The sequence below is a fragment of the Micromonospora sp. NBRC 110009 genome, assembly GCF_030518795.1.
GTDB lineage: Bacteria > Actinomycetota > Actinomycetes > Mycobacteriales > Micromonosporaceae > Micromonospora.
Genome location: NZ_CP130427.1, coordinates 6571321 through 6596000, shown reverse-complemented (window position 1 = coordinate 6596000; position 24680 = coordinate 6571321). Strand labels below are relative to the sequence as shown.

The window sequence follows — 24680 nt, the reverse complement described above, 5'->3', positions numbered from 1 at the left end:
ATCCGGCTGCCGCGGATGCCGCAGAAGCCGGGAACGTACCGCGTGTGCGGTACCCGGCCGATCATCCGCGCGCAGGAGTCGCCCGGGCAGACATCCAGTTAGGGTGCGCGCATGAGCAGGGGACGGATCGGTGTCAGAGACTGGGCGATCGCCGCCGGCGTGGCGGCGATCCTGCTGGTCACCGGGCTATCCGGGCAGCACTCCGCCACCAACCTCGACCTGCTCGGCTACGCGCTACTGACGGCCGGCGGCCTGGCGCTGGCCGCGCGCCGCCGCGCTCCGGTTCCCGTCCTGGCCGTCACCGGGCTGTGCGCGGTGGGTTACCAGGCGGCCGGTTTCGACGTACCTGCCGTCGCGTACCTGTTCGCGGTGTACGCCGCCGTGCGGGCGGGACACCGCACTACCACGGTGGCGGCGAGCGTGATCATGCTGGCCGCTCTACCCCTCGCGGCAATGGCGTCGGGCCTGCACGACACGGGCGAGGCGTTCGCGCAGGCCCGAGGCGCCCTCGAGCTGGCCTGGCTGATCGCCGCCGGCGCCGCCGGTGAAGCGCTGCGACAGGCCGAGCGCCGGGCGGACGAAGCCGAGCGCACCCGCGAGGAGACCGCGCGGCGCCGCGCCAACGAGGAGCGGCTGCACATCGCACGGGAGCTGCACGATTCGCTCACCCACCAGATCTCCGTCATCAAGGTGCAGGCCGAAGTCGCCGTCCACCTGGCCCGCAAGCGGGGTGAACAGGTGCCGGAGACCCTGCTGGCGATCCGGGAGGCCGGTCGTGAGGCGGCCAGGGAACTGCGAGCGACCCTGGAGGCGCTGCGCGACGACGACAAGAAGCCGCCGCATGGGCTCGACCACGTCCCGGAACTGGTGCAACGGGCCCGGGCGACCGGCCTGGACGCGACGCTGACGATCGAAGGACACCGAAACGATGTGCCGGCCGCGGTGGACCGGACCGCCTACCGGATCGTTCAGGAGTCGCTGACCAACATCGCCCGTCACGCCGCCGCCGCTACGGCGTCGGTTCGGATCTACTACCGTCCCGACGCCCTCGCGATCCGAGTCGATGACGACGGCAGGGCCACGCCGGACACCGCCCCGGTGCCCGGCGTCGGGCTGCTCGGAATGCGCGAACGAGTCACCGCCCTCGGAGGTCACCTCCGCGCGGAACCACGCAGCGAGGGCGGCTTCACCGTCCAAGCCGAACTTCCTGTGGATCAAACATCATGATCCGTGTCCTGCTCGTCGACGACCAGCCGCTGCTTCGCAGCGGCTTCCGCGCGCTCCTCGACGTCGAAGACGACATCGAAGTGGTGGCCGAGGCCGCCGACGGGCAACAGGGCCTGACGCTCATCAAGGAACACCAGCCAGACATCGCGCTCATCGACATCCAGATGCCCGTCATGGACGGCATCGAGGCGACCCGGCGCATCGCCGCAGACCCGGCCCTGGCCCGGGTGCACGTCGTCATCCTGACCAACTACGGCTTGGACGAGTACGTCTTCAACGCGCTGCGCGCCGGCGCCGCCGGATTCCTCGTCAAAGACATCGTGCCAGAAGACTTCCTGCACGCCGTACGCGTCGCCGCGCGCGGCGACGCCCTACTCGCACCGTCGATCACCCGCAAGCTGATCAACCGGTACGTCACCGAGCCACTCCACACACGCGCCGACATAGGGCTGAAAGGGCTGACCAACCGCGAACGCGAGACCGTCGCCCTGGTCGCGCAGGGCCTGTCCAACGACCAGATCGCCGAACGCATGGTGATCAGCCCAATGACCGCCAAAACCCACATCAACCGGGCCATGGCCAAGCTCCACGCCCGGGACCGCGCCCAACTCGTGGTCCTCGCCTACGAATCCGGCCTGGTAACCCCACGCAACCGCTGACATCGATACGGCGGCGCGGCCGGATCCAAGATCAGGTGCGCTCTTCTGCCGCGATCAGCGCGCTGACCTGTCGCATATCAGTTGCCGGACGACTGTCGCGTATCAGTCGACGGAGGGCACTGCCGAGGGGACACGCTGCCCGAGGCCCGCGCACTGCCGAATTGTTCTTTTATGGATCAAGAGCGGCCCGCAAGCGGGCCGCGCCGGCCCGGCCCCGGCCTGCTGGCGACCTCCGGCCGGCATCGGCCGGGCCGGCCGGCCACCGTTGGGAGTCACAGGATCGGAAGACCTCGAGGCTCCGCCCCGGACCCCGGCCCTCCTCATAGATCAGCCCCGGATCACCTCGTCGGGCACCGCAAGGGCTACCAGCCTCCCCGGACGGGGCCAAGGTGGTTCGGCTAGGGTGTGTCCTGCCGATCTTGGTGGGGCGAGACGGAACCTCAGACGTCTAGAGTGTCGATGTGACGACTGCCCGACCGCTCGACAGCGAGGAACTCGCGAGCACGGCTCCGGAGCGAGAGGTTCTGGAAGCCTTCATCGACGCGTACCGCGATGTAATCATCGGCAAGGTCCGGGGGCTGTCGGAGGATGACGCCCGCCGGAGCCTGGTGCCCTCGCTCACCACGCTGATTGGCCTCGTCAAACACGCCGCCGCTGTCGAACGGAACTGGTTCCAGCACTGTCTGGCACAGCAGCCGCGTGAACAGATCATTGGCAACTCGTTCGGTGACGACGCCAGTTGGCAGGTCGGCTCGGACGAGACGGTCGCAAACGTCATCGCGGAGTACGCCACGGCCTGCGAGCGATCGAGGCAGATCGCAGCCGGCTTCGCCCTCGACGACACTGTGCCTCATACCCGCCTGGGCACGGTGTCACTGCGCTACATCTACGTGCACATGATCCGTGAGTTGGCACGGCACTGCGGCCACGCCGACATCCTCCGGGAGCAGATCGACGGCCTGACCGGGGACTAAGGTGCATCCCTGTCAATCATCGAAGCCAGATAACGGCGGCGATGAGGACGAGGCTGGCCCGGTAGAGGGATGCGCGTTTGGCGTAGCGGGTGGCCAGGTCACGCCACTGCTTGAGGCGGTTGAAGCACCGTTCCACGACGCTGCGCTCGCGGTAAATCGCCTTGTCGAAGGCTGGTGGTCGTCCGCCGGCGCTGCCCTTGGCGGCTCGACCGGCGACCTGGTCCGAGCGTTCGGGGATGACGTGCCGGATTCCCCGTTGGCGCAGTGCTCGGCGGGTGGAGCCGTGGGCGTAGCCCTTGTCCGCGATCAGCACGTCGGGACGCTTGCGGGGGCGTCCGGGGCCGGGCTCGTTGACGCAGATCGCGTCCAGCAGCGCCAAGAGTTGGGGGTTGTCGCCGGCCTGGCCTGGGGTGAGCAGGATCGACAACGGACGGCCACGTCCGTCGACGGCGAGGTGGATCTTGGTGCTCAGCCCGCCTCTGGATCGGCCGATGGCCTCACCAGCTTGCGCACCAAGCGTCGCCGCACTTGTTGGGGAGCCCCTTTTTTACGGGCTCCAGCGGCGTCCTGGTGCGCCCGTACGATCGACGAGTCGATGCTGATCGTCCACTGCGCGAGTGTGCCGTCATCGTGGACCTGCGCCGCGGCCAGGATCCGATCCCACGTGCCGTCCGCGGTCCACCTCCGCAGGCGTTCGTGGCAGGTCTTCCACGGCCCGAAGCGTTCCGGCAGGTCACGCCATGGCGCACCCGTGCGGAGCTTCCACAAGATCCCGTTGATGACCTGGCGGTGATCCCGCCACCGCCCCCGCGCACCACCCGACTCCGGCAGCAGTGGCGCGATCACCGCCCACGCGTCATCGGTCAACTCGCCACGACGCACCACCGGCACATCGTCAACGATCAACCAATACAAGATCGGCAGGACACGCCCTAATGAGGCGCTCCACCTTGTCCCCGTCCGGGGAGGCTGGACGGTCTACGACTGCCCGACGAGGAGATCCGCTCTACGACTCCCCACCCAAACCCAGCGCACCGGGCAAACTGTGGATGAAGTCAGCGCGTTCGGGCTCCGCTGCGGCAAGGCGCTCCAACAGGTCACGGAACTCCTGACGTTCGTCGGAGTTCATCTGGCCGAGTAGGTATGCGATCTCTTCCAGCGTATTCAGGGCAAGGCGCTCTGCATCCCGGCCCGACTCGACGGACTCAACCAACGTGACCATTGCTGTCACGAGGGCCCTGCCAAGGTGGTCGACGATCACCGGCGTCCCCTCCGCATTCGGATGTAGCGCCCCCAGTCCTCGACGGCGTACGCCCACCTGAGGGATCAGAGGGTCAGCGCCAGCATGTCGTACAGCCATCGGTACAGCCAAGACCGCCAGCCAAGGCCGACTCAGGCCGACAACCACGGACGGCTGACCAGGACGCACGCCCGCCCGACCAGCTGTCCGTGATCTTCTTCTAATCCCAAGGCCCCACGTTTGAAGCCTTGCCGGCGCACCACTGTCAGGGTCAGCGGCCATGTGTTCCAGTCACTAGGGTCTCCGCATGATCGAGACGGAGCGACTGCGACTGGAAACCCTCGACGTCGCGGCGGCGCGGGCCGTCGCAGCCGGCGACCGGGACGGTCGCGCCTGGCACGCGGAGTTTCCTCGGGAGGACGACCGGGACGCGGCGGCCATGGTCCTCCCGCACTCGAACCTGGCGTTCGGCTGCCGGCTCATCATCGAGAGGGTCTCCGGCCTGGCCGTGGGGACGATCGGATTTTTCGGGCCACCGGACGACACCGGGACCGTTATGGTCGGCTATGGCCTCGTGCCGTCGGCGCGGGGTCATGGCCTCGCCACCGAGGCGCTACGCGCCCTGGTGGCATATGGGTTCGCGCAACCGTCGGTACGGACCATCACGGCTGATCCGTTGCACGGCAACGTCGCCTCCCATCGGGTGCTGGAGAAGGCCGGTTTTTTGCACACGTACTCCACCAAGGACGCGCGCTGGTACGCGATCCAGCGCACCGACCGACAGCATGACAACCAACAACTCTGCTGACCCGAAGTCGGTTACAGCCACTCGTTGATGGCGGCGAGGTGGATGGTGGCCTCGTAGCGCACGGCCAGCTTGTCGAAGCGGGTGGCGACGGCGCGGTTGCGCTTGAGGCGGTTGATGCCGCACTCCACGGCGTGACGTTGGGGTAGAGGTGGGGGTCGAAGGCTGGTGGCCTGCCGCCCTTGGATCCTTTGGCCCGTCTGTTGGCGTCTTGGTCGGCCTTGCTCGGGATCGTCGCGGCGATGCCCCGCCGGCGCAGGTAGGCCCGGTTCGCTTTCGACGTGTACGCCTTGTCGGCCAGGACCCGGTCGGGTCGGGTCCTCGGACGGCCGGTGGTCAGCCGGGGGACGCGGATGGCGGCCAGGACCGGGATGAACTGCGGGCTGTCGCCTCGCTGCCCGGCGGTCAGCACGATGGCGAGGGGTTTCTGGCCTTGCTCGCAGCCCAGGTGCAGCTTTGTGGTCAACCCACCGCGGGACCGGCCGAGCGCGTGATCAGCAGGCTCGACGACCACGCCGCCGGGTGTTTCGACCTGCAGATCCCCCTTTTTCGCGCTCCGGCTGCATGCTGGTGGGCGCGGGCGCTGGTCGAGTCCACGGAGACGTCCCAGGTGATCCGCCCAGCCGCATCGGCAAGGGCCTGCAACGCGGTGAGCAGCTGCTGCCAGGTCCCGTCGCGCGGCTTGACGGAAACCCTGGACTATGGCAACTTCTAGGTTGTCTAGACGACCTGGAGGAACTGTGGCCAAGGTGCCGCTGTACGTGCGGATCGAACGGGAACTGCGGACGCGTCTCGCCCAGGCGCAGCCCGGTGACGTGGTCCCGGCGGAGTCGGTGCTCGCCGAGGAGTTCGGGGTCGCTCGGATGACTATCCGGGCGGCGCTCAACGCTCTCGAATCCGACGGGCTCATCGAGCGGATCCAGGGCCGGGGTACGTTCGTGCGGCAGCGGCCCGAACCGCGGGCCGCCGGGACCTTGATGAGCTTTCAGGATCAGGTGCGCAGTTGGGGGCGTGTCCCGGCATCGCGGTTGGTGGAAGCCGAGGTCCGGGCAGCTTCCCCAGCTGAAGCGGGGGCTTTACAGCTGACCGCGGCAGCGCCGCGGGTGACCTCGATCGTGCGGGTGCGGCTCGCCGATGACGTGCCCCTGGCCATCGAGTACGCCTGCTTCCCGCCTCACCTGAGCACCCTCCTCAATCTCGACTTGGAAACCGGCTCGCTGCACCGCGCCCTGCGCGAGAGGGGGCTGCACCCCACGCTCGGCTCCTCGACGCTGACCGCCCAGCGGGCCGGCTCCGACGGCGAGTTGCTGCACGTGCCGGCGGACGAGCCGCTGCTGGTCGAGACCCGGCTCATCGTCGACCAGCATTCGGCGCCGCTGGAGTACACCGTCAGTCGCTACGTCGGCGACCGCTACGACCTGCACGTCACCTTTGACGTGCAGCCACCCCGGACCGGAGAATCCCGATGAACATCGCCAAGATGATCGACCATTCGCTGTTGCGCCCCGAGCTCACCACCGATGACATCCGGCGTGGCTGCGAGATCGCGGCATGCCGCCGGGTCGCCTCGGTCTGCGTACGGCCCTCCGACGTCGGACTCGCCAGGGCCGCACTGTCCGGCACCGGTGTCCTCGTCGGTACCGTGGCCGGTTTCCCGCACGGCGACACCCGCACCACGATCAAGGCCGCCGAGACTCGGGAACTGGTCGACGCGGGTGCCGACGAGGTCGACGTGGTGCTGCACATCGGCCGCCTGCGCAGCGGCGAGACCGCGTACGTGTACGACGACATCGCCGCCGTGGTCGCCGCCGCGCAGGGCCGGGTGGTCAAGGTGATCCTGGAGAACGCGTACCTGACCGACGAGCAGAAGGTCACCGGCTGCCGCATCGCCGAACAGGCCGGGGCGCACTTCGTCAAGACCAGCACCGGCTTTGCTCCCGGCGGCGCCACGCTGACCGACATCCAGCTGATGCGCGCCGCGGTCTCCCCGCACATCGAGGTCAAGGCCGCTGGCGGTGTCCGCAGCCTCGACACCCTGCTCACCCTGCAGGAAGCCGGAGCGACCCGGTTCGGCGCGACGGCTACCGAGACCATCCTCGACGACTTCGCCGCCCGCGAACGTGGCGACCACCCCACCACTGCTGCGGCCCCGTCCGGCGGCGACTACTGACCGACCCGATCAAGATCGGCGGCAAGCGCATGCACTGGATCTGCTCGGCGGCCACCCAGCGCGGCGACCGCCCCACCAATCAGGACCAATACGTCGTGGTCGACGGCGCTGCCGCCGTCCTCGACGGCGCGACCTCTTGGTTGCACACCTACCACGGACCCGAACCGCGCGACGGCGGCTGGTACGCCCGAGCCCTCGGCGCGGCGCTGACCGCCCGGCTGCCCGGACACGGCACCGCCCTCAACGTGATCCTCGACGCCGCGATCGCCGACGTCCGAGACACCTACGGCCTCAAACCCGGCGACAGCCCCTACAGCACCGCCACTCTCGCCCGGTGGAACACCGACCACGTCGACCTGCTCGTGCTCGGCGACAGCCCCGCGCTCATCCACCACAGCGCCGGGACCAACGCACTGATCGCTGACGAACGGCTTGCCGTGACCGCACCCGCCGAACGTGACGCCTACCGCGACCACCTGCGCCAGGGCCGCGGCTTCGACGCCCATTTCGCCGACCTGATCGCTGCCGTCCAGCGCACCGAGCGACACAGTTTCAACCAGCCCGACGGATTCTGGGTCGCCGAGGCCGAACTCACCGCGGCCGGCCACGCCATCTGCCGAACCCTGCCCGTCAACGAGGTTGCCGCCCTCACCCTGATGACCGATGGTGCCGCCGCCGGCGTCATCGACTACCAGCTCACCGACTGGATCGGCCTGGCCGACGAGCTGTCCCGCCACGGAGCAGCCACCTGGCTGCGCCGCATCCACCTCGCCGAGGAGTCAGACCCTGACGGTCGCCGTTGGCCTCGCAGCAAGAAACACGACGACAAGACCACGATCACCCTCACCAAACTCACCAGCTGACCACGGACCATCACACCGAAAGCAACCGCCAAGCCGAGTCAGCAGGGACTCAGTAAACCGTTTCGCGGCGCGACGATAACGGCTGGAAGGGGTGGCACGGACCCGGTGCGTGAGAGAACGAGGCGACATCCGTTGACACCAGCCGGCAACGCCGACAAGGCTCCCCCCGACGGGGGTCCATGCCAGCGGCGGGCGGACAGCGGCAGCAGGGGGCGGCTTGACATCAGTGGGCTGACATCAACGGTGGCGGCCGTAGCCGGACAGATTCGTACGGATCTCAGCCCTAACCCGGACCCGGTGGCCGTCAGCGGACGCTGCGACTCTTGCCGCGTCGAAGCGGTTGTCCTTGTTACCGGCCGAGCCGTAGCGGGCCCGCAACGCCTTGACCTGCCGGCTGGGCACCACGAACACGGACAGCCCGGCACCGAGCAGTGCCTCGACCAGCGGCCCGTCACCCCGCTCGATGGCGACGGCGGCCACCCCGGCGCCTCGCAGACGGTCTGTCATCGCGGCCAGGGCCTTCGCTTCGTGCACCACCTCGAATCGTTCGGTCACCACGCCGGCGCAGTCCACGACGCAGACAGCATGCACCTGCGACGCCCAGTCGATCCCCGCCACTGACCCACTCATCACGACAACCCTCGTTGGTCAGGGCTTCCTGCTCGCGAGTTCGTCCGCGTCGGCCACCCCGTGCAGGCGCAACCGTGCCATCCCGCCGTCGGGGAAGACGTCCAGCCGCACGTGCGTCGCCACCGCGACGTCGTCGAGCGGGAACCGGTGCCGGGTGTCCGGTTGCAGCCGGGTACGCGGCAGCAGGTCGAACCACGCCGAAGGATCGTCTGGGTCGGCTGTGCGCGCGTCGACCCCGCGCAGCGTCGCCGCGTCCGGTGCGTTGCCCTTGAAGTGGGTGGTGTCCAACTCGGCGAGGCGGACCCGGCCGGGCGCGGCGAGCTGCACGACGACCCAGTCGTTGCCGCCGTCACGCCGCCGGGCCGTCTCCCAACCGTCGCCCATCATCCAGGCCAGGCCCGGCGCGATGAGCTGGTGCGGCGCGCCGTAGAACCCGTTGCTGCAACCAACCACCCGCCCGCCGTGCTCCAGCGCCGCGAGGTCCAGCCGGCCGTCGGGCCACAGGCGCGGATCGGGTACGACCACCCCGTGCACCCGTAGCCGCGCCACGCCGCCGTCGGGGTAGATGGACAGCCGTACGTGGGTGACTCGGTGTTCGTGGCCGATCGGGAAGGCGTTGCGGGCGTCCCCGGCGAGCCTCGCGCGGGGCAGCAGCGTCGACCAGTCGGCGTGGGCCAGGTCGGCGGGGCTCGGGTAGCCCGCCACGTGACACCCCTCCACGGAGGCGTACGGCGGGTAGTTTCCGGTGAAGTACGCGGTGTCCACCACGATCCCGCGCACGACACCCGGGGCGCCCAGCCGGACGATCGCCCAGTCGTGGCCCGGCTCCCGCCGCCGGCGGGTCTCCCAGCCGTCGTACACCTGGCCCTTGGGGCCGAAGGTGCCGGCGGCGAAGACCGGCGGTTCGGTGGTGACCAGGTTGTCGCGCGCGGCGAAGAATTCGTCGTTGGCGTCGACCACGCCGCCGCCGAGCAGGCGGGAGGCGAGGTCCGGCAGCGCGGTGAAGTCGTTCACTCGTCCCTCCTGTCCAGCAGCCGCCCCCGGGGTGGTCCGTCGGGCGTGACGGGCATGCCACGCAGCCAGGTGGCCCGGACGACGCCGGTGAGCACCTGACCGGCGTACGGCGTGACCAGGTGCCGGTGGTGCAGCGCCGCCGGGTCGACGGTGAACGGAGCATCGGGGTCGAACGCGACCAGGTCGGCGTCGCAGCCGACGGCGATGCGTCCCTTGCGTCGCAACCCGACCAGCGCGGCCGGGTTCGTCGCCATCCACCGCACCACGTCGGCGAGCGAATGGCCGCGCCGCCGGGCCGCCGTCCACACCGCCGGCAGGCCGAGCTGCACCGACGCGATGCCACCCCACGCCGCCGCGAAGTCGCCGGTGTCGCCACACTTCAGCGCCGGGGGGCAGGGGGAGTGGTCGGAGACCACACAGTCGACGAGGCCCGCCGCGAGCGCCGCCCACAGCCGCTCCCGGTTGCCGGACCCGCGGATCGGCGGACAGCACTTGAACTCGGTCGCCCCGTCCGGTACCTCGTCGGCAGCCAGCGTCAGGTAATGCGGGCACGTCTCCCCGCTCACCCGTACGCCGGCCGCCCTCGCCTGCGCCAGCAGCGGCAGCGCATCGGCGGCGGACAGGTGCAAAATGTGCACCCGCCCGCCGGTCCGCCGCGCCACGTCGAGCACCGCGCCGACCGCCCGCCGTTCGGCAGCCGGTGGTCGCGAACGGAGGAAGTCGACATAGCGCCGCGAGGCCGGCGGCGCGGTCACCTCGGTCGGGTCCTCCGCGTGGACGACGAACAGGGCGTCCACCGCGTCCAGCGCCGCCGCCAGCCCGGCCGGGTCCAACGGCGGGAACTCGGGGACGCCCGAGTCGATCAGGAACGCCTTGAACCCGAACACCCCGGCGGCGTGCAGCCGCGGCAGGTCACCGAAGTTGCCGGGCACCGCGCCGCCCCAGAAGCCCACGTCGACGTGGATCTGCCCGGTGGCCGCCGACCGCTTGACCGCCAGCGCGTCCGCTCTGACCGTCGGCGGCAGCGAGTTGAGCGGCATGTCGACGATCGCGGTCACCCCACCGGCCAACGCCGCCCGGGTGGCGGTGGCGAACCCCTCCCACTCGGTGCGGCCGGGCTCGTTGACGTGCACGTGCGTGTCGACCAGGCCGGGCACCAGTGCCAGCTCACCGAGGTCGTGGCCGCCGACCGCGTCGTACTCGTCGATCGCCACGATCCGCCCGTCGCGGACGCACACCGCGGCCGGCCGCAGCCCCTCCGGGAGCACCACCCGCCGCGACCGCACCACCAGGTCGTAGCCGTTCACAGTGCTTCCAGGTGTTCGCGGGCGAAAGCGACTTCGGCCGGGTCGAGGGCGCCGCAGTCCAGCCCGCGTAGCAGGAAGCCGGCCAGTGCCCGGGCGGTCGCCGGCTCGTCGAGCACGCCGCCCGCGCGGCGTTGCAGGTATCGGGCCAGGCGGTCACCCGCAGCGGCGGCACCCTCCCGGAAGAATGCGTACGTCGCCGCGAACCGGGTCGGCAACTGGGCCGGGTGCAGGTCCCAGCCCTGGTAGAAGCCGGCCGCCAGGGAGCGGCGGACCAGCCCGGCGTGCAGCCGCCAGGCCGCCTGGACCGCCTCGGTGCCGCCCACCGGCAGCACGTTGGTCGAACCGTCGGAGAGCCGGACGCCGGTACCGGCCGCCGCCACCTGCATCACCGCCTTCGCATGGTCGGCCACCGGATGCGCCAGGCTCTGTTGGGCCGCCGCCACCCCACAGGCAGCGCTGTAGTCGTACGTGCCGTAGTGCAGGGCGGACAGCCGCGTCCCGCCGGCGGTGATCAGCCGCGCCACGGTCGCGGTGCCGTCGGCGCCGAGCACCGCGGCCGGGGTCTCCACCTGCACCTCGAAGCGGAGCGCACCGGCCGGCAGCCCGGACGCCCGCTCCAGCCGCGCGCACAGCAGCACCATCGCGTCGACCTGCTCGGGTGCGCTGACCTTCGGCAGGGTGACCACGAAGGTGTCCGGCACGGTGGCGAACGCGCCCAGGTACGCCTCCAGGAACGTGTCCAGGGTGCGTACCGCCCGGTGCCGAGTCGCCGCCTCCAGGCTCTTGATCCGCAACCCGAGGAACGGCGGCATCCTGCCTTCGCGCAGCGCCGCGACGGACGACCGCGCGGAAGTGTCCTCGCTGTCGTCGTCGCGGACGCCGTACCCGTCCTCGAAGTCGATCCGCAGATCCTCGATCGGCTCCCGCCGCAGCTTGCCGATCACCCGGTCGGCCAGTTCGGCGGCGAACGGCAGCGGCGGGTGCTCGGTCAGTGCCCGCAGTGCCGCGGCGCCCCACTCGTCGATCAGACCCGGCCGGACCCGGTCGGCCGGCACGTACACCGTGTGCACCGGCTGGCGGCGGCCCCGCCCGCCCGGGTAGCGGGCCCGCAGCCTGGCGTCCACCGGCCCGAGCCGCTCGTCGAGTTCGGCATAGACGCCCTCGGGTAGCTTGCCCATCAGTCGACCAGTTCCGGGGCGCAGAGGTGTTCTGGGCGTACCGGCACCCGGGTCAGGGCCAGGCCGGTCGCCGCCCGGATCGCGGCGACCACGGCAGGGGTGGACGAGATGGTCGGCGGCTCACCGACCCCGCGCAGACCGTACGGGGCCCGGGGGTCGGCCAGCTCCAGCACGTCGACCGTCATCGGCGGGATGTCGAGGATCGTCGGGATCAGGTAGTCGGTGAACGACGGGTTGCGGACGATCCCGTCTACCACCTGGATCTCCTCCATCAGTGCGAGACCCAGGCCCTGCGCCGTGCCGCCGTGGATCTGGCCCAGCACCGCCTGCGGGTTGACCGCCTTGCCGACGTCCTGTGCGGTGGCGATCTCCACCACCCGCACCAGGCCCAGTTCGATGTCGACGTCGACTGTGGCCCGGTGCGCGGCGAAGGCGTACTGGACGTGCGCGTCACCCTGGCCGGTCCGGGGGTCCAGCGGGTACGTCGGCTGGTGCCGCCACACGACCGTCTCCTCGACCGGCTCGTCGCCGATCACCCCGGCCAGGTCGGCGACCACCGTCCCGGACGCCGTGACGACCTTGCCGCCGGCCAGGCGGAGGTCGGGGGTGGGCAGGCGGGCGAGCAGCCGGTCCCGTACCGCACGGCATGCGGCGCGGACGGCTCCACCGGTCATGTACGTCTGCCGCGACGCCGACGACGATCCGGCGCTGCCGACCGCGGTGTCGGCGGGGGCCACGGTGACCCGCTGCACGCCCAGCTCGGTACGGGCGATCTGCGCCTGCACGGTCACCACGCCCTGGCCGACCTCGGCGGCGGCGGTGTGCACCAGCACCGCAGGCTGCCCGCCGATCGCCTCCAGCCGGACACGGGCGGTGGCGTAGTCGTCGTACCCCTCGGAGAAGCACACGTTCTTGATGCCGATGGCGTACCCGACCCCGCGGGCCACGCCCTCGCCGTGGGTGGTGTTGGCGACCCCGCCCGGCAACTCCCGCAGGTCGCCGGTGGCCGGCGGCGGGGCCGGCCGGTCGCGGACAAGCTCCAGCAGGTGCGCCACGGGCGCCGGTCCGTCGACGACCTGTCCGGTGGGCATCACCGAGCCGGTCGTCATGGCGTTGCGTACCCGCAGTTCCACCGGGTCGAGCCCGAGGGCGGCGGCGAGCTTGTCCATCTGCGACTCGTAGGCGAAGCACGCCTGCACCGCCCCGAACCCGCGCATCGCCCCGCACGGCGGGTTGTTGGTGTAGAGGCCGTAGGCGTCCACCACCACGTTCGGTACCTCGTACGGGCCGACGCTGAGGGTGGCGGCGTTGGCCACCACCGCCGGGGTGGTGGACGTGTACGCCCCGCCGTCGAGCAGGATGCGCGCCCGCACCGAGACCAGCCGTCCGTCGGGGGTGGCGCTGTGTTCGTACCGGAGTCGTGCCGGGTGGCGGTGCACGTGCCCGAAGAAGGACTCCTCGCGGGAGTAGACCATCTTCACCGGGCGCCTGGTGTGCAGGGCCAGCATGCTGGCATGCACCTGCATCGACAGGTCCTCGCGGGCGCCGAACGCCCCGCCCACCCCGGCCAGGGTGATCCGTACCTTGTCGATGGGCAGCCCGAGGCAGGCGGCCACCTGCTTCTGGTCGACGTGCAGCCACTGGGTGGCGACGAACAGGTCGACCCCGCCGTTCTCCGCCGGCACGGCCAGCCCCGACTCCGGCCCGAGGAACGCCTGGTCCTGCATGCCGACCTCGTAGTCGCCGCGGACCACGACCGGGCCGACGGCGTCCGGGTCACCGCGCCGGATCGGCAGGTGGCGGACGAGCTGGCCGGCGGCCAGCGCCACCTCGGGGTCGGTGACCGGGGTCAGCACCGTGTAGTCGACGACGATGCGGGCGGCCGCCCGGCGGGCGGTCTCCGGGTGGTCGGCGGCCACAATCGCCACCGGCTCGCCCTGGTAGCGCACCTCGTCGGCGGCGAGTACCGGCTGGTCGGCCACATCCAGGCCGTAACCCTGCGCGCCCGGCACGTCGGCGGCGGTGAGCACGGCGTGCACGCCGGGCAGCGCGAGCGCGGCGCTCAGGTCCATGCCGGTGATCCGGGCCCGTGGGTGCGGGCTGCGCAGCGTGGTGCCCCACAGCATGTCGTCGGCCCACAGGTCGGAGGAGAAGGCGAACTCGCCACTGACCTTCAGCGTGCCGTCCGGCCGGTGTGGACTGTGCCCCACCCCGCCGTCGACCGGCACGCTCACCCCGGGCTGCACCGTCGTCATGGCCGTACCTTCCTCATCAGCGCCTGGTGTGCCTGCCGGGTACGCCGCGCGAGGTCCCGCTCGTCGGCCGTGCGCAGCTCGCCGCGTTCAACGATCGGCCGCCCGCCGACCAGCAGCAGCTCCACCGGAGCGGGTGGGCCGAGGACGAGCGCGGCCAGCGGGTCGTCGATGCCGGCGTGACCCAGCCCGTCGAGCCGCCAGACGGCGAGGTCGCCCAGCTTGCCCACCTCCAGCGAGCCGATCTCACCGGCGCGGCCGAGGCAGCGGGCCCCGCCCATGGTGCCCAGGGCGAGCGCCTCGCGGGCGGTTAGCGCCGCCGGCCCGTCCCGCAGCCGCGCGGCGTACGCCGCCTGGCGCAGTTCGGCGCCGAGCTGGTTGGTCTCCTGCGACGCGGCTCCGTCCACCCCCAGGCCCACCGGTACGCCCGCGTCGAGCAGGTCCCGGACCCGGGCGATCCCGGTGCCGAGGCGCGCGTTGGAGCTGGGGCAGTGGGCGACAGCGGTGCCGGTGGCGGCGAAGCGGGCGATCGTGGCGTCGTCGAGGTGTACGCCGTGCGCCAGCCACACGTCGTCGCCGAGCCAGCCGAGACGTTCGGCGTACTCGCCCGGGGTGCAGCCGTGGGTCTCGAGGCAGTACGCCTGCTCCTCCACCGTCTCCGCGAGGTGGGTGTGCAGCCGAACGCCCAGGCTGCGGGCCAGCGTGGCGGCCTCGCTCATCAGCGTCTCGGTGACGGAGAACGGCGAGCAGGGGGCGACGGCGACCCGGACCATGGCGTCGGGCGCAGGATCGTGGAAGCGCTCGACGGCCTCGGCGGTCGCGGCGAGCGCGGCGTCGGTCTTCTCCACGATGTGGTCGGGCGGTAGCCCACCGGCGGAGGCGCCGAGGTCCATCGAGCCGCGGCACGGGTGGAAGCGCAGGCCGATCTCGTGGGCCGCCTCGATCTGCGCGGCCATCAGGTCGCCGCCGCCGGCCGGGTGGACGTAGTGGTGGTCGGTGCTCGTCGTGCAGCCGGACAGGGCGAGCCAGCCCAGGCCGGCGCCGGTGGTGGCGGCGACCACGCCGGCGTCCAGACCGGCCCAGACCGGGTAGAGCGCGGTCAGCCAGCCGAAGAGGTCCTTCTGCTGGGCCAACCCACGGGTGGCCCACTGGTACAGGTGGTGGTGGGTGTTGACCAGGCCCGGGGTGACCAGGCAACCGGTGGCGTCGACCCGGCGCACCGACCGGGGCCTGGCTGGCTGGCCCTTGCCGCCGTCGAGGACGTCGGCGCGGCCCGCGCCGACCGCCACGATCCGTCCGTCGTCGCCGATCACCACGTGACCCTCGGCGTGCTCGGTGGCGTCGGCGTCGACGGTGGCGACCGCACCCCCCTCAATGATGATCATCCCGCGCCTCCCGCGGGCGCGGTACGGCGGGCCTGGCGGCCAGCCGTACCGCGTCCATGATCTTCTCGTAGCCGGTGCACCGGCACAGGTTGCCGGCGAGGGCCTCGCGGATGTCCGGATCGGCCGGCCGCGGGTTGCGGGCCAGCAGGTCGTGGACCGCGACCACCAGGCCGGGGGTGCAAAATCCACACTGGACGGCCCCGGCCTCGATGAAGGCTCGCTGCACCGGGTCGAGCGCGCCGGCCTCCGCGGTCAACGCCTCGCCAGCCTCGCCGGGTAGCCTCTCGCCGACCCCGGCGGACAGTCCCTCGACGGTGACCACCGTCCGGCCCTGCGCCTGGCCGGCGGCGACCAGGCAGGCGCAGACCGGCAGGCCGTCGAGGTAGACGGTGCAGGAGCCGCACTCGCCCTGCTCGCAGGCGTTCTTGGCGCCGGGCAGGGCGAGCCGCTCCCGCAACAGGTAGAGCAGGCTCTCGCCGGGCCACACGCCGTCGGCCTCGCGGCGCTCGCCGTTCACCGTGCAGCTGATTCTCACGACCGGCCCCCCGATTGCTGATGCGGCACCGACGACAACTGTGCCCAGGCCCAGCCGAGCGTGCGCCGGGCGAGCACGGCCAGCGCGTGCCGGCGGTAGGCGGCGGTGCCGCGTACGTCGTCGATCGGCGCCGCGGCGGCGGCCACCAGGTCGCCGAAGCGCCGGGCGAGTGCAACGGGGAGCGGGCCCCGCGAGCGCCACGGCAGCTCGGCGGCGAGCAACTCCTCGGCCTGGTGGGCGCGCAGCGGCGTGGGCGCGGCGGACCCGATCCCGGTGCCGACCCGGCACGTGTCGGGGTGCAGCGCCAGCGCGAAGGAGCAGACCGCGATCACCATGGCGTTGCGGGTGCCGATCTTGGCGAACTGCTGCGGCCCGGCGGCGGGTACGACCAGAAAGGCCGAGATCAGCTCGTCGGGTGCCAGCACCGACCGCTTGGGCCCGGTGAAGAACTCGTGCACCGGCACGGTCCGGGTGCCCCGCACCGACGCCACCTCGACCCGCGCGCCGGTGGCCATCAGTGGCGGGTGCGCGTCGCCGGCGGGCGACGCCGAGCCGAGGTTGCCGCCGACGGTGCCCCGGTTGCGGATCTGCGGGGAGCCGACCGTGCGCGCCGCCATCGCGAGGCCGGGGAGCAGGCCGCCGAGTTCGTCGATGATCCGCCGGTAGGTCACGCCCGCCCCGACGCGCAGCAGGTCACCGTCGTACCCCCACTCGGTCAGCGCGCTCACCCGGGTCAGGTCGAGCAGCGCGGGCGGGCGACGGCGGTCGAAGTTCAGCTCGACCATGACGTCGGTGCCCCCGGCGATCGGCACCGCGTCGGGGTGGGCCGCCTTCGCCGCCAGCGCCTCCGACCAGCTGCCCGGTTGCAGGAAGTCCATCACCAGGCGCCGTCCGCCGCCGGCGTGTCGTCGCGGCGTACCGTGGCCTCGATCAGCCCGTACGGGCGGTCCGTCGCGACGAAGACCTCGCCGGGGTTGTCCAGCCCGAACGGCGCCAGGTCGATCAGCAGGTGGTGCTTGTTGGGCAGGGACAGCCGCACCTCGACGATCCCGGGGCACTCCCGCAGCACCCGCTCACCCATCGCGTAGAGGGTCTGCTGCAGTGCGAGGCTGTACGTCTCGACGAAGCCGGCGACCAGGGCGGCGCGCACCCGGTCGTAGGAGTCGGCCCAGCCGGTGCCGTCTGCCGTCCGGTCGCCGGCGTGCCGCCAGTGCGCGTTCACCGCGGTGGCGAGGATCCGGTCCTTGGTGGGTGGCAACGTGGTGTACTCGTCCTGCACGAAGCCGGCGAACTCCGAGTTGGTCGAGTTGAGCAGCACCAGGCCGGTCAGTCCGGACACCACCTGCGTCCCGTCGCCGTCGACGGTCACCGACGCGGTACGCACCTCCCCGCCCGCCCGCTGGAACGAGTGCGGACCGAGCCGTTGCCAGGCGTACTCCTCGATGTCGACCCGGGCGCTGGTGATCGCCGGTTGCGACGTCACGAAGTGCCGCGCGAGGAGCAGCCCGAAGTCCTCGATCTGGTCGACGCCGTGCCGCTTGGCGAAGGCGTACACCGTGTTCTTCTGCGAGTCGGTCGGCAGCACGTTGGCGTTGTCGCCGGTCAGGTGGGTGGCGACAAGGTCACCGGCGAGACAGGTGGTGACGTTCAGGTCGCGCAGTTCGTGCCGCGGCCCGTCGCGGACCACCCGCACCACCCGCGTCTCCGCCTTGCCGTACTGGTTGGCGCCGAGCACGATCCCCATCGTCAACTCCCTCGGTAGGTGGTGTAGCCGTACGGGCTGAGCAGCAGCGGCACGTGGTGGTGCCGGGCCGGATCGTGGACCTGGAAGGCCACCGTGACCTCGGCGAAGAAGGCGTCCGGCCCGAGGTGGGCGCCGACGGCGAACACCAGCCGGTACCCGCCGCTGCCCCAGTCCGCCTCCGGCACCCAGTCGCGCAGCCGCCCGTCGGCGTCGGTGTGTCCGTCCGCCACGGCGGTCCAGCCGTCGGCCCTGGCGCGCTCCAACCGCACGGGCAGGCCGCGCGCCGGCTCACCGCGCACCGTGTCCAGCACGTGGGTCGAGATCGCGGCGTACCTCATCCGACCAGCCTCTCCAGCCGCTGCAGGGCGATCCTGCGGAGTTCCCCGTGCACCACCCGCCGCTCGGTGGCCGCGTCGTTGGTCAACCGGCCACGCGCCGCCGCCAGCAGTTCGGCGTCCGTACGTCCACTTGCGAAGATCAGGAAGAGGTGGCCGAAGCGCCGCTCGTACGCCCGATTGGCCTCGACCAGCGCGGTCCTCGTCGCCGCGTCCGCGCCGTCCATGCCGGCCTGCTCACGCCGCGACCAGGCGGACTCGCGGTCCGTGCCGGCCACCCGCTCGCCGATCCGCGGGTGCGCGGCGAGCGCCCGCGCGACCTGCTCCCAGGAGAGCCGGAGCAGGCCGGCGTCGGCCGACTCCACCAGAGCCCGCAGATCCCGGTACGGCCGCCCGGCGGCCACCTCGCGGGCCCACTCGGGCACCGCGCAGCAGGCGAGCAGGTCGCGTTCGGCCTGCGCGGCCGGTGCGCGGTTGAATTCGGCGAGAGCGCCGTCGCCTGGGATGATGCCGACCACCTCCCCTCGTTGAGGAGCAGTAGAGCAGTCGCCACGCCCGGGCGACATCGGCGCGAACACCGAATCCGAGACCCGCAGCCGTAGGCTTTTCGTGCGTTCCTACAAGCCGGGCGATCCGTCGGCGCGAACGGGAAGGTCATCGATGCTGCTGCGCGAGGTGTTGGCCCTGCCACAGCTGCGGCTGTCCGTGCTGGCCGGCGCCGACGACCTGGACCGGCCGCTCACCCGCATCTACGTCACCGACCTGCTCGACCCCCGCCGGTACCTGTCCGGAGGCGAGGTCGTGCTGACCGGCTTGATGTGGCGGCGGTCGCCGACGGACTCGGAGACCTTCGTGGCGGCCTGCGCGGCGGCCGGCGTGGCCGCGATCGGCGCGGGCGACGCGGCGTACGGCTCGGTGCCGGCGGACCTGGTCGAGGCGTGCCGGGCCCACCGGGTGCCGTTGTTCGAGGTCCCGGTCGAGGTTTCCTTCCGGGACATCCTCGACGAGGTGAACCCGTCGCTGTGGGCGCGCCGGGCCACCGGGCTGGCGACCGTGCTCGTCCGGCACCGCGGCCTGGTTGCGGCCATGGCCGCCGGGGCGCGGCTGGGTGACCTGCTCTCGCCGGTCGCCGCCGACCTGGGCGTGGACTGCTGGGTGCTGACCCCGACCGGCCGGGTCGTCGCGGGCACCACCGGCCTGGACGCCACCGGCCGAGCCGACGTGGCCGCGGCGTTCGTCGCGGCGGACCGGCTGCCCATGTCGGTCGCTGTGGACGGACGGCCGCTGACCGTGCTCGCCGTGCCGGGCCGCTCCGAGCATCGGTTGGCGTCCTGGCTGCTCGCGGTGACCGCCGGTGCCCCCGCGCCGCTGCCCGATGCCGCCGACGAGCTGGTCAGCCTGGTCGCGCTGGCGCGGGCCCAGGCGGACGAGGCGACGCTGGTGGAGCGGCGCCTCGCCGACCGGGTCGGCTCGCTGCTCGATTCCGGCGGCGATCTCGGTGAGCTGCGCGGGCGGTTGTCGTCGTGCGGCCTGTCGCCGGATTCGACGTTCCTCGTCCTGACCGCGAGCCTGACCGGGCTGCCGGCGCCCGCGGAGCTGGCCGTGGCCGTGGTCGAGGAGATCCTCCGGCCGTACGCGCCGCAGACGGTGGTCGCCGGGCTGGCCGCCGACCGGCCGGGCGGCGTACTGGCCGTCGTCTCCGTGCCGGCTCAGCCGATGTCGACCGTGCTCGACACCGTGCGGGCCGGGCTGACGGCGCTGGTGCCGGCGTTGGGGGCCGGCCGGTTGGCCGTGGGCATCAGCGGGCCGGCGGCAGGGGTGGTCGCGCTGCCCGGGGCCGTGGAGGAGGCCCGGCACGCGTGGCGCGCGGCGAGCGACCGGCCGGGCCCGGCCACCGTCGTGTCGGCCGGCGAACTCGCCTCGCACCTGCTGCTGCTGGCCGGTGTGCCGACGGACACCCGGCGGGCCTTTCGGGACCGGCTGCTCGGCCCGCTCGTCGAGTACGACCGGGTACACGACGCCCGCCTGGTGCACACCCTGGAGGCGTTCCTCGCCTGTTCCGGCTCCTGGACCCGCTGCGCCGAACTGCTCCACGTGCACGTGAACACGCTGCGGTACCGGATCGGCCGGGTGGAGCAGCTCACCGGTCGCGACCTGAACCGCTTCGAGGACCGAGTCGACCTCTTCCTCGCGCTGCGCCTGCCCGGCTGAAAACCTGCCCCGGTCAGGGGAAGTCGCGACGTCACGCTGCGTGTTAGCCTCCGCCGATGATGGTGGCCGGGCTTGTTCTCGCCGCCGGCGGCGGACGCCGCTTCGGCATGCCGAAGGCCCTCGTCCGCCATGACGGGCAACTACTCGTCGATCGGTCGATCGCCATTCTTCGCGCGGCGCGGTGCGCCCCCGTTGTCGTGGTGCTCGGCGCGGCGGCCGACGACGTCCGGGCCCGGGCCGCCCTCGAGGGGGTCGCGGTCGTCGGCAATCCTGACTGGACCACCGGCATGGGCTCGTCCCTGCAGGCCGGGCTGGCCGCGCTCGCGGACACCGATGCCGCCGCGGCCGTGGTGATCCTGGTCGACATGCCCGGCGTGACGGCCGCGGCGGTCCGGCGGGTCGCCGCAGGCGCCGGCCCCGCGGACCTGGTCATGGCCGGCTACGACAACGGCCGGTCCGGCCATCCGGTGCTGCTCGGACGCGACCACTGGGCCGGCGTGGCGGCCCTGGCCGTGGGTGATGTCGGCGCCCGGCCGTACCTGCGGGCGCACGCCGGCGCCGTCCGGGTGGTGCCCTGCGCCGACGTGGCCGACGACGAGGACCTGGATCTGGCCCCCCATGCGTGACGTGCTGGACGAGTTGCTGCGCTGGTGGCGCGCCGGGCAGCCGGTGGGGATGGCCATCGTGACCGGTACCTGGCGCAGCGCGCCGCGGCCGCCCGGCGCGACGATGCTGGTCGCGGACGGCATCGCCGTCGGCAGCGTCTCCGGAGGTTGCGTGGAGGCCGCCGTCTACGAACTGTGCCAGGAGGCGGTCCGGTCCGGGGAGCCACGCCTGGCGCGGTACGGCGTCAGCGACGACGACGCGTTCGGCGTCGGGCTGACCTGTGGCGGCGTCATCGAGGTGTACGTCGAGCGGATCGACCCGGACCGCTTCCCGGACCTGCCGGAGGTGGCGGCGGCGATCGCCGCGCAGCGCCCCGTGGCGACGGTGACCTCCAGTTCCCTACGCGTAGGGGTACCACCAGGGCTTGCGCTCGGCGCGGGTGTCCCAATGCACGTGCTTGGTTTCCCGGAACGCCTCCAGACCCTCCGGGCCCAGCTCACGGGAGTTGCCCGACGCCTTCATGCCGCCGAAGGGCCCGGCATCGTTGTCGGTGAGCGGATCGTTGATCCAGACCGTGCCTGCTTTCAGCTCGTCCAGGCAGCGATACGCGTAGTCGGTGCGATTGGTGTAGACGTTGGCGCCCAGACCGTAGGGCAGCGCGTTGGCGCGGGCGATTGCCTCGTCCAGCGAGGAGACCCGCACGATCGGTGCGACCGGCCCGAATGTCTCCTCCCGCATAAGCGGCAGGTCGTCGGTGGCGTCCACGACGACGGACGGGGAGAGGAACCAGCCGCGCTCGAACCCGCCCCGATCGCCGCCGACCAGGATGCGGGCGCCACCGTCACGGGCCGAGGCGAGCTGGCCCTCCACCTTCGCCCGCTGCACTTCGGCGATCATCGGGCCCATGTCGGTCCCGGCCGTCAACGGATCGCCGAGCCGGACCGCGGCCGCCTCGGCGATCATCCGCTCGACGAATTCGTCGTAGACGGAGTCCATGACATAGAACCGCTCGGCCGAGGTGCAGACCTGCCCGGCGTTGAGGTACGCGGCCCACGCGGCACCTGGTGCCGCGACCGAGAGGTCGGCGTCCTCGCAGACGATGAAGGCGTCCTTGCCACCCAACTCCAGGTGCGTGCGTTTGACCTGACGCGCGCACAGCTCGCCGATGCGCTGCCCGGCGGCCGTGGAACCGGTGAAGGCGACCAGATCCGTACCGGGGTGCACCACCAGGGCCTCCCCGACCTCGGCACCGCCCGTCACCAGATTCACCACGCCCGGCGGCAGCTCGGCAAAGGCCCCGGCAAGCATCAGCGTCGACAATGGCGTGTAGGGCGAGGGCTTCGCCACGACCGTGTTCCCCGCAGCAAGCGCCGGAGCGAGCTTCCACGCGAGCAGCAGCAGCGGATAGTTCCACGGCACGATCGCGGCGACCACGCCGAGTGGCTCCTTGATGACCAGCGCCAGCTGCCCGTCCTCCACCGGCGGCAGCACCCGGCCCCGCTCGTGCCGGCCCAGCTCCGCGTAGTAGTCGAAGCAGGCCGCCGACCAGCCGACCTCGTCGGAGTTCTCGATCAGTGGCTTGCCGCCCTCGATCGACATCTGCCATGCAAGGGCGTCGGAGTGTTCACGCAGCCAGGTGGCGATCCCGTGCAGAAGGTCGGCCCGCTCGGCCGCGGGGGTACGCCGCCAGCCGTCGGCGGCGTCGCGGGCAGCACGGACCGCGCTGTCGACCTGCTCAAGAACCGCGGATCCGACGGCGGCGACGACCTCCTCGGTCGCCGGGTTGATCACCGTAACCGAGGTTCCGGTCCCCGCCACGTGCTGGCCCGCGATCCACAACTGCGTCACTGCCGACTCCTGTCTCGAAGCTGTGCGGCGGCGATAATAGGCGCCGGAACGCGGCCGCAGCTAACTTGATCTTTAACCTCCGAGGGCCCCGGGTGGACCCCGAGGAGCGACGGAAACAGCCCTTGGCCGATGATCTTCTTGTCTAGGGAAGAACATCAATAACCAAGGGCTGTTCCGGTGACCAGAGTGCATGACCGTCGTCCGGCTGATGCCGTCGGGGAGTTGACGGGGTTCCGGCGCGAGTTCTACGGCTGTCTGACGGCGCGGGCTGACGCGTTGTTCGAGCTGACGGATGCGGTGTTGTGCGCCGACGGGCCGGTCCGGTCGTTGGTGGAGTTGTCGCTGGTGGGTGAGCACCGCCGCGGTCACGGGGCGTTGTATGACGCCCTCGCCTGCGGACGACTGGACATCGATCGGTTGCGCACCGCCCTCGCGGCGGTGCCGTTGCCCCGGGCGGCTGACGGTCGTCTCGTCCTGGCGGTCGATATCATCCTCGTGCAGCGCTCAACGTCGATCACTGTCGCAACCGGGCCAAGCGGCCTTGAGGCTGCACCGGCGTTCTGATCTCAGTGATCAAGAGGATTGTGACCAGGACGGACGAGGTTTTCGGTACCCGCAGGGTCTCCACGTACTCCAGGTTCCGGAGCGCCGGCAGCCCCTGGCGGAGGGGCATCGGTGCCACGCCAAAGATGCGCGCGATCTCTTCTTCCCGGGGCAGGCAGTCGCCGGGCTGCAGAGCGCCTGACGCGATGCCCTCCGTCAAGCGGCGGAAGATCACCTCAGCGGTGCCGCGGCCGGTGACCGGGGCAAGGACCATGTCCCGAGCTTCTTGCACGATGTTGTAGGTTCCGGCTCTCAGGCCGTGAGGCCGTGAGGCCGTGTGCCGAAGGAGAATCATGCCTCAATCTGAGCTCTCTTCTGCAAGCGCCGCGAGGCGTCGGGGGCGGCTGGTCGCGTCCTATTCGATGGATGCGGAGCAGAGCTCCGACTGGCTCCGGCAGTTCCTCCACACCCTGGCGAAGAATGCGGCAGCAGCGGCAGAAGCGGCCGGGGCAGAGGTCCTGCTGGTCGACGCCGCCCGCCCCGTCGACGATCCGGCGGAGCTGGTGGGCGACGCAGACGGCGTGCTCATCCTCGGTGGCGCTGACCTGGATCCCGCCACCTATGGGCAGCAGTGCCAGGTGAAGAACCTGTATGGCATCGACGCCACCGCCGACGCCTTCGAACTCGGGTTGGCCCGCGCCGCGCTCGACGCCCGTCTACCGCTCCTCGGCATCTGCCGCGGCATGCAAGCACTCAACGTCGCCGCCGGCGGGTCACTGATACAGGATCTAGGCCCCGGAACGATACACAACATCGAATCTGATAACTCAACGATGACCGCCCACGCCATCGAGATCATCCCCGGCACGCTGCTGGCCGGCATCTACGGACGCGCGCAGCTTGACATCCGCTCCGGCCACCACCAGGCCGTCGATGCCGTCGGCGCCGGCCTTCGGGCCTCCGCGACCGCGTCCGACGGGGTCATCGAGGCCATCGAGGGCACTGAAGGCTGGGTGCTCGGCGTCCAGTGGCACCCCGAAGACCCCGACGCCGACCCTGAGCAACTCGCCACGCTGATGACGGCCTTCACCGCGGCAGTCGCCTCCACCGCACAAACCAAGCAGGGACAACCATGAAGAAGCTCAGCATTGTCG

At 71.6% G+C, this 24680-nt stretch carries 25 protein-coding genes and 3 pseudogenes; 12 read left to right on the top strand and 16 right to left on the bottom strand.

Annotated elements, in window-relative coordinates:
• Window positions 1-111 precede the first annotated feature (111 nt).
• The 3 genes from Q2K19_RS31115 (at window position 112) to Q2K19_RS31105 (ending at window position 2860) form a co-directional block, all read left to right on the top strand.
• Window positions 112-1227, top strand: coding sequence for a sensor histidine kinase (locus Q2K19_RS31115; RefSeq protein ID WP_302765845.1), 1116 nt, complete (start codon window positions 112-114; stop codon window positions 1225-1227).
• Entirely contained in the window at window positions 1224-1886 is a 663-nt protein-coding gene (locus Q2K19_RS31110; protein ID WP_302765844.1) for a response regulator, read from the top strand. Before Q2K19_RS31115 ends, Q2K19_RS31110 begins: the two co-directional genes overlap by 4 nt.
• Before the next feature lie 461 nt (window positions 1887-2347).
• Window positions 2348-2860: a DinB family protein gene (locus Q2K19_RS31105; protein ID WP_302765841.1), complete on the top strand. Its 513-nt coding sequence runs from the start codon at window positions 2348-2350 to the stop codon at window positions 2858-2860.
• Window positions 2861-2876: 16 nt separating this feature from the next.
• On the opposite strand, the gene Q2K19_RS31100 is transcribed toward Q2K19_RS31105, so the two are convergent.
• Both Q2K19_RS31100 and Q2K19_RS31095 read right to left on the bottom strand, forming a co-directional pair.
• Window positions 2877-3742, bottom strand: a protein-coding gene (locus Q2K19_RS31100) for an IS5 family transposase (RefSeq protein WP_302772853.1) whose coding sequence is annotated in 2 segments (ribosomal slippage) — window positions 2877-3403 and window positions 3403-3742 — 867 coding nt in all. Because the reading frame shifts where the segments join, the coding sequence is not laid out codon by codon here.
• Window positions 3743-3866: 124 nt separating this feature from the next.
• A complete protein-coding gene (locus Q2K19_RS31095) occupies window positions 3867-4121 on the bottom strand; it encodes a hypothetical protein (RefSeq protein WP_302765840.1) in 255 nt (84 codons plus the stop codon).
• Window positions 4122-4407: 286 nt separating this feature from the next.
• On the opposite strand from Q2K19_RS31095, the gene Q2K19_RS31090 reads away from it, so the two are divergent.
• Window positions 4408-4908, top strand: coding sequence for a GNAT family N-acetyltransferase (locus tag Q2K19_RS31090; RefSeq protein ID WP_302765839.1), 501 nt, complete (start codon window positions 4408-4410; stop codon window positions 4906-4908).
• 11 nt (window positions 4909-4919) lie between these two features.
• Here the strand turns inward: Q2K19_RS31090 and Q2K19_RS33585 are convergent.
• A pseudogene (locus Q2K19_RS33585) lies at window positions 4920-5583 on the bottom strand (IS5 family transposase); the annotation flags it as partial.
• 62 nt (window positions 5584-5645) lie between these two features.
• On the opposite strand from Q2K19_RS33585, the gene Q2K19_RS31080 reads away from it, so the two are divergent.
• Genes Q2K19_RS31080 through Q2K19_RS31070 form a run of 3 tightly spaced genes read left to right on the top strand, consistent with a single transcriptional unit; the run spans window position 5646 to window position 7938 of the window.
• Entirely contained in the window at window positions 5646-6374 is a 729-nt protein-coding gene (locus tag Q2K19_RS31080) for a GntR family transcriptional regulator (protein ID WP_302765838.1), read from the top strand.
• Window positions 6371-7075 carry a deoxyribose-phosphate aldolase gene (gene deoC, locus Q2K19_RS31075; protein WP_302765836.1) on the top strand — a complete coding sequence of 235 codons (705 nt, stop codon included), beginning with the start codon at window positions 6371-6373 and terminating at the stop codon, window positions 7073-7075. Before Q2K19_RS31080 ends, deoC begins: the two co-directional genes overlap by 4 nt.
• 29 nt (window positions 7076-7104) lie before the next feature.
• On the top strand, window positions 7105-7938 hold the full coding sequence (locus Q2K19_RS31070; protein ID WP_302765835.1) for a protein phosphatase 2C domain-containing protein: 834 nt from the start codon (window positions 7105-7107) through the stop codon (window positions 7936-7938).
• A gap of 237 nt (window positions 7939-8175) precedes the next feature.
• Here Q2K19_RS31070 and Q2K19_RS31065 read toward each other — a convergent pair whose 3' ends face one another.
• The 11 genes from Q2K19_RS31065 to uraD are packed head-to-tail and all read right to left on the bottom strand — an operon-like array spanning window position 8176 to window position 18836.
• Window positions 8176-8568 carry an IS110 family transposase gene (locus Q2K19_RS31065; protein WP_302765833.1) on the bottom strand — a complete coding sequence of 131 codons (393 nt, stop codon included), beginning with the start codon at window positions 8566-8568 and terminating at the stop codon, window positions 8176-8178.
• Window positions 8569-8586: 18 nt separating this feature from the next.
• Window positions 8587-9582, bottom strand: a complete 996-nt coding sequence (alc, locus tag Q2K19_RS31060; RefSeq protein ID WP_302765832.1) for an allantoicase — start codon at window positions 9580-9582, stop codon at window positions 8587-8589.
• Complete coding sequence (allB, locus tag Q2K19_RS31055) at window positions 9579-10889, bottom strand: allantoinase AllB (protein ID WP_302765831.1); 1311 nt, start codon at window positions 10887-10889, stop codon at window positions 9579-9581. Before allB ends, alc begins: the two co-directional genes overlap by 4 nt.
• The gene (locus Q2K19_RS31050) at window positions 10886-12067 is read right to left on the bottom strand and encodes a DUF6986 family protein (protein WP_302765829.1); all 1182 of its coding nucleotides are present in this window, start codon (window positions 12065-12067) and stop codon (window positions 10886-10888) included. The genes allB and Q2K19_RS31050 overlap by 4 nt, the downstream gene beginning before the upstream one ends.
• On the bottom strand, window positions 12067-14322 hold the full coding sequence (gene pucD / locus Q2K19_RS31045) for a xanthine dehydrogenase subunit D (RefSeq protein ID WP_302765828.1): 2256 nt from the start codon (window positions 14320-14322) through the stop codon (window positions 12067-12069). Before pucD ends, Q2K19_RS31050 begins: the two co-directional genes overlap by 1 nt.
• Complete coding sequence (locus Q2K19_RS31040) at window positions 14319-15704, bottom strand: 8-oxoguanine deaminase (protein WP_302765827.1); 1386 nt, start codon at window positions 15702-15704, stop codon at window positions 14319-14321. The genes pucD and Q2K19_RS31040 overlap by 4 nt, the downstream gene beginning before the upstream one ends.
• Entirely contained in the window at window positions 15691-16239 is a 549-nt protein-coding gene (locus Q2K19_RS31035; RefSeq protein WP_302765825.1) for a (2Fe-2S)-binding protein, read from the bottom strand. The genes Q2K19_RS31040 and Q2K19_RS31035 overlap by 14 nt, the downstream gene beginning before the upstream one ends.
• Complete coding sequence (locus Q2K19_RS31030; RefSeq protein WP_302765824.1) at window positions 16236-17117, bottom strand: FAD binding domain-containing protein; 882 nt, start codon at window positions 17115-17117, stop codon at window positions 16236-16238. Before Q2K19_RS31030 ends, Q2K19_RS31035 begins: the two co-directional genes overlap by 4 nt.
• Complete coding sequence (gene pucL / locus Q2K19_RS31025) at window positions 17117-17983, bottom strand: factor-independent urate hydroxylase (RefSeq protein ID WP_302765822.1); 867 nt, start codon at window positions 17981-17983, stop codon at window positions 17117-17119. Before pucL ends, Q2K19_RS31030 begins: the two co-directional genes overlap by 1 nt.
• 2 nt (window positions 17984-17985) lie before the next feature.
• On the bottom strand, window positions 17986-18321 hold the full coding sequence (uraH, locus tag Q2K19_RS31020; protein ID WP_302765821.1) for a hydroxyisourate hydrolase: 336 nt from the start codon (window positions 18319-18321) through the stop codon (window positions 17986-17988).
• Window positions 18318-18836 (bottom strand): 2-oxo-4-hydroxy-4-carboxy-5-ureidoimidazoline decarboxylase, encoded by a 519-nt coding sequence (gene uraD, locus Q2K19_RS31015; RefSeq protein ID WP_302765820.1) that lies wholly within the window; start codon window positions 18834-18836, stop codon window positions 18318-18320. Before uraD ends, uraH begins: the two co-directional genes overlap by 4 nt.
• A gap of 142 nt (window positions 18837-18978) precedes the next feature.
• On the opposite strand from uraD, the gene Q2K19_RS31010 reads away from it, so the two are divergent.
• The 3 genes and pseudogenes from Q2K19_RS31010 to Q2K19_RS33450 all read left to right on the top strand — a co-directional run.
• On the top strand, window positions 18979-20529 hold the full coding sequence (locus Q2K19_RS31010) for a PucR family transcriptional regulator (RefSeq protein ID WP_302765819.1): 1551 nt from the start codon (window positions 18979-18981) through the stop codon (window positions 20527-20529).
• Between the two features lie 56 nt (window positions 20530-20585).
• Window positions 20586-21155 carry a nucleotidyltransferase family protein gene (locus Q2K19_RS31005; protein WP_302765818.1) on the top strand — a complete coding sequence of 190 codons (570 nt, stop codon included), beginning with the start codon at window positions 20586-20588 and terminating at the stop codon, window positions 21153-21155.
• Window positions 21049-21318 (top strand): annotated as a pseudogene (locus tag Q2K19_RS33450) (XdhC family protein); the annotation flags it as partial. The gene Q2K19_RS31005 and the pseudogene Q2K19_RS33450, both read left to right, overlap by 107 nt.
• A 216-nt stretch (window positions 21319-21534) precedes the next feature.
• Here Q2K19_RS33450 and Q2K19_RS30995 read toward each other — a convergent pair.
• A complete protein-coding gene (locus Q2K19_RS30995) occupies window positions 21535-22983 on the bottom strand; it encodes an aldehyde dehydrogenase family protein (RefSeq protein WP_302765816.1) in 1449 nt (482 codons plus the stop codon).
• Window positions 22984-23160: 177 nt separating this feature from the next.
• Between Q2K19_RS30995 and Q2K19_RS30990 the strand changes: the two are divergent.
• Window positions 23161-23472, top strand: a pseudogene (locus Q2K19_RS30990) (transposase); the annotation flags it as partial.
• A gap of 25 nt (window positions 23473-23497) precedes the next feature.
• On the opposite strand, the gene Q2K19_RS33445 reads toward Q2K19_RS30990, so the two are convergent.
• Window positions 23498-23800 (bottom strand): GntR family transcriptional regulator, encoded by a 303-nt coding sequence (locus Q2K19_RS33445; protein WP_368046118.1) that lies wholly within the window; start codon window positions 23798-23800, stop codon window positions 23498-23500.
• 148 nt (window positions 23801-23948) lie between these two features.
• On the opposite strand from Q2K19_RS33445, the gene Q2K19_RS30985 reads away from it, so the two are divergent.
• Window positions 23949-24662: a gamma-glutamyl-gamma-aminobutyrate hydrolase family protein gene (locus Q2K19_RS30985; RefSeq protein ID WP_302765815.1), complete on the top strand. Its 714-nt coding sequence runs from the start codon at window positions 23949-23951 to the stop codon at window positions 24660-24662.
• The last annotated feature ends 18 nt before the right edge of the window (window positions 24663-24680 follow it).

Excerpts from the sequence above, each read along its gene's own strand:
- Q2K19_RS31115 (WP_302765845.1), top strand. The coding sequence starts at position 112 with ATGAGCAGGGGACGGATCGGTGTCAGAGACTGGGCGATCGCCGCCGGC.
- Q2K19_RS31110 (WP_302765844.1), top strand. The coding sequence starts at position 1,224 with ATGATCCGTGTCCTGCTCGTCGACGACCAGCCGCTGCTTCGCAGCGGC.
- Q2K19_RS31090 (WP_302765839.1), top strand. The coding sequence starts at position 4,408 with ATGATCGAGACGGAGCGACTGCGACTGGAAACCCTCGACGTCGCGGCG.
- deoC (WP_302765836.1), top strand. The coding sequence starts at position 6,371 with ATGAACATCGCCAAGATGATCGACCATTCGCTGTTGCGCCCCGAGCTC.
- Q2K19_RS31070 (WP_302765835.1), top strand. The coding sequence starts at position 7,105 with ATGCACTGGATCTGCTCGGCGGCCACCCAGCGCGGCGACCGCCCCACC.
- Q2K19_RS31065 (WP_302765833.1), bottom strand. The coding sequence starts at position 8,568 with ATGAGTGGGTCAGTGGCGGGGATCGACTGGGCGTCGCAGGTGCATGCT.
- Q2K19_RS31050 (WP_302765829.1), bottom strand. The coding sequence starts at position 12,067 with ATGGGCAAGCTACCCGAGGGCGTCTATGCCGAACTCGACGAGCGGCTC.
- pucD (WP_302765828.1), bottom strand. The coding sequence starts at position 14,322 with ATGACGACGGTGCAGCCCGGGGTGAGCGTGCCGGTCGACGGCGGGGTG.
- Q2K19_RS31040 (WP_302765827.1), bottom strand. The coding sequence starts at position 15,704 with ATGATCATCATTGAGGGGGGTGCGGTCGCCACCGTCGACGCCGACGCC.
- Q2K19_RS31030 (WP_302765824.1), bottom strand. The coding sequence starts at position 17,117 with ATGGACTTCCTGCAACCGGGCAGCTGGTCGGAGGCGCTGGCGGCGAAG.
- pucL (WP_302765822.1), bottom strand. The coding sequence starts at position 17,983 with ATGGGGATCGTGCTCGGCGCCAACCAGTACGGCAAGGCGGAGACGCGG.
- uraH (WP_302765821.1), bottom strand. The coding sequence starts at position 18,321 with ATGAGGTACGCCGCGATCTCGACCCACGTGCTGGACACGGTGCGCGGT.
- Q2K19_RS31010 (WP_302765819.1), top strand. The coding sequence starts at position 18,979 with ATGCTGCTGCGCGAGGTGTTGGCCCTGCCACAGCTGCGGCTGTCCGTG.
- Q2K19_RS31005 (WP_302765818.1), top strand. The coding sequence starts at position 20,586 with ATGATGGTGGCCGGGCTTGTTCTCGCCGCCGGCGGCGGACGCCGCTTC.
- Q2K19_RS33445 (WP_368046118.1), bottom strand. The coding sequence starts at position 23,800 with ATGGTCCTTGCCCCGGTCACCGGCCGCGGCACCGCTGAGGTGATCTTC.
- Q2K19_RS30985 (WP_302765815.1), top strand. The coding sequence starts at position 23,949 with ATGGATGCGGAGCAGAGCTCCGACTGGCTCCGGCAGTTCCTCCACACC.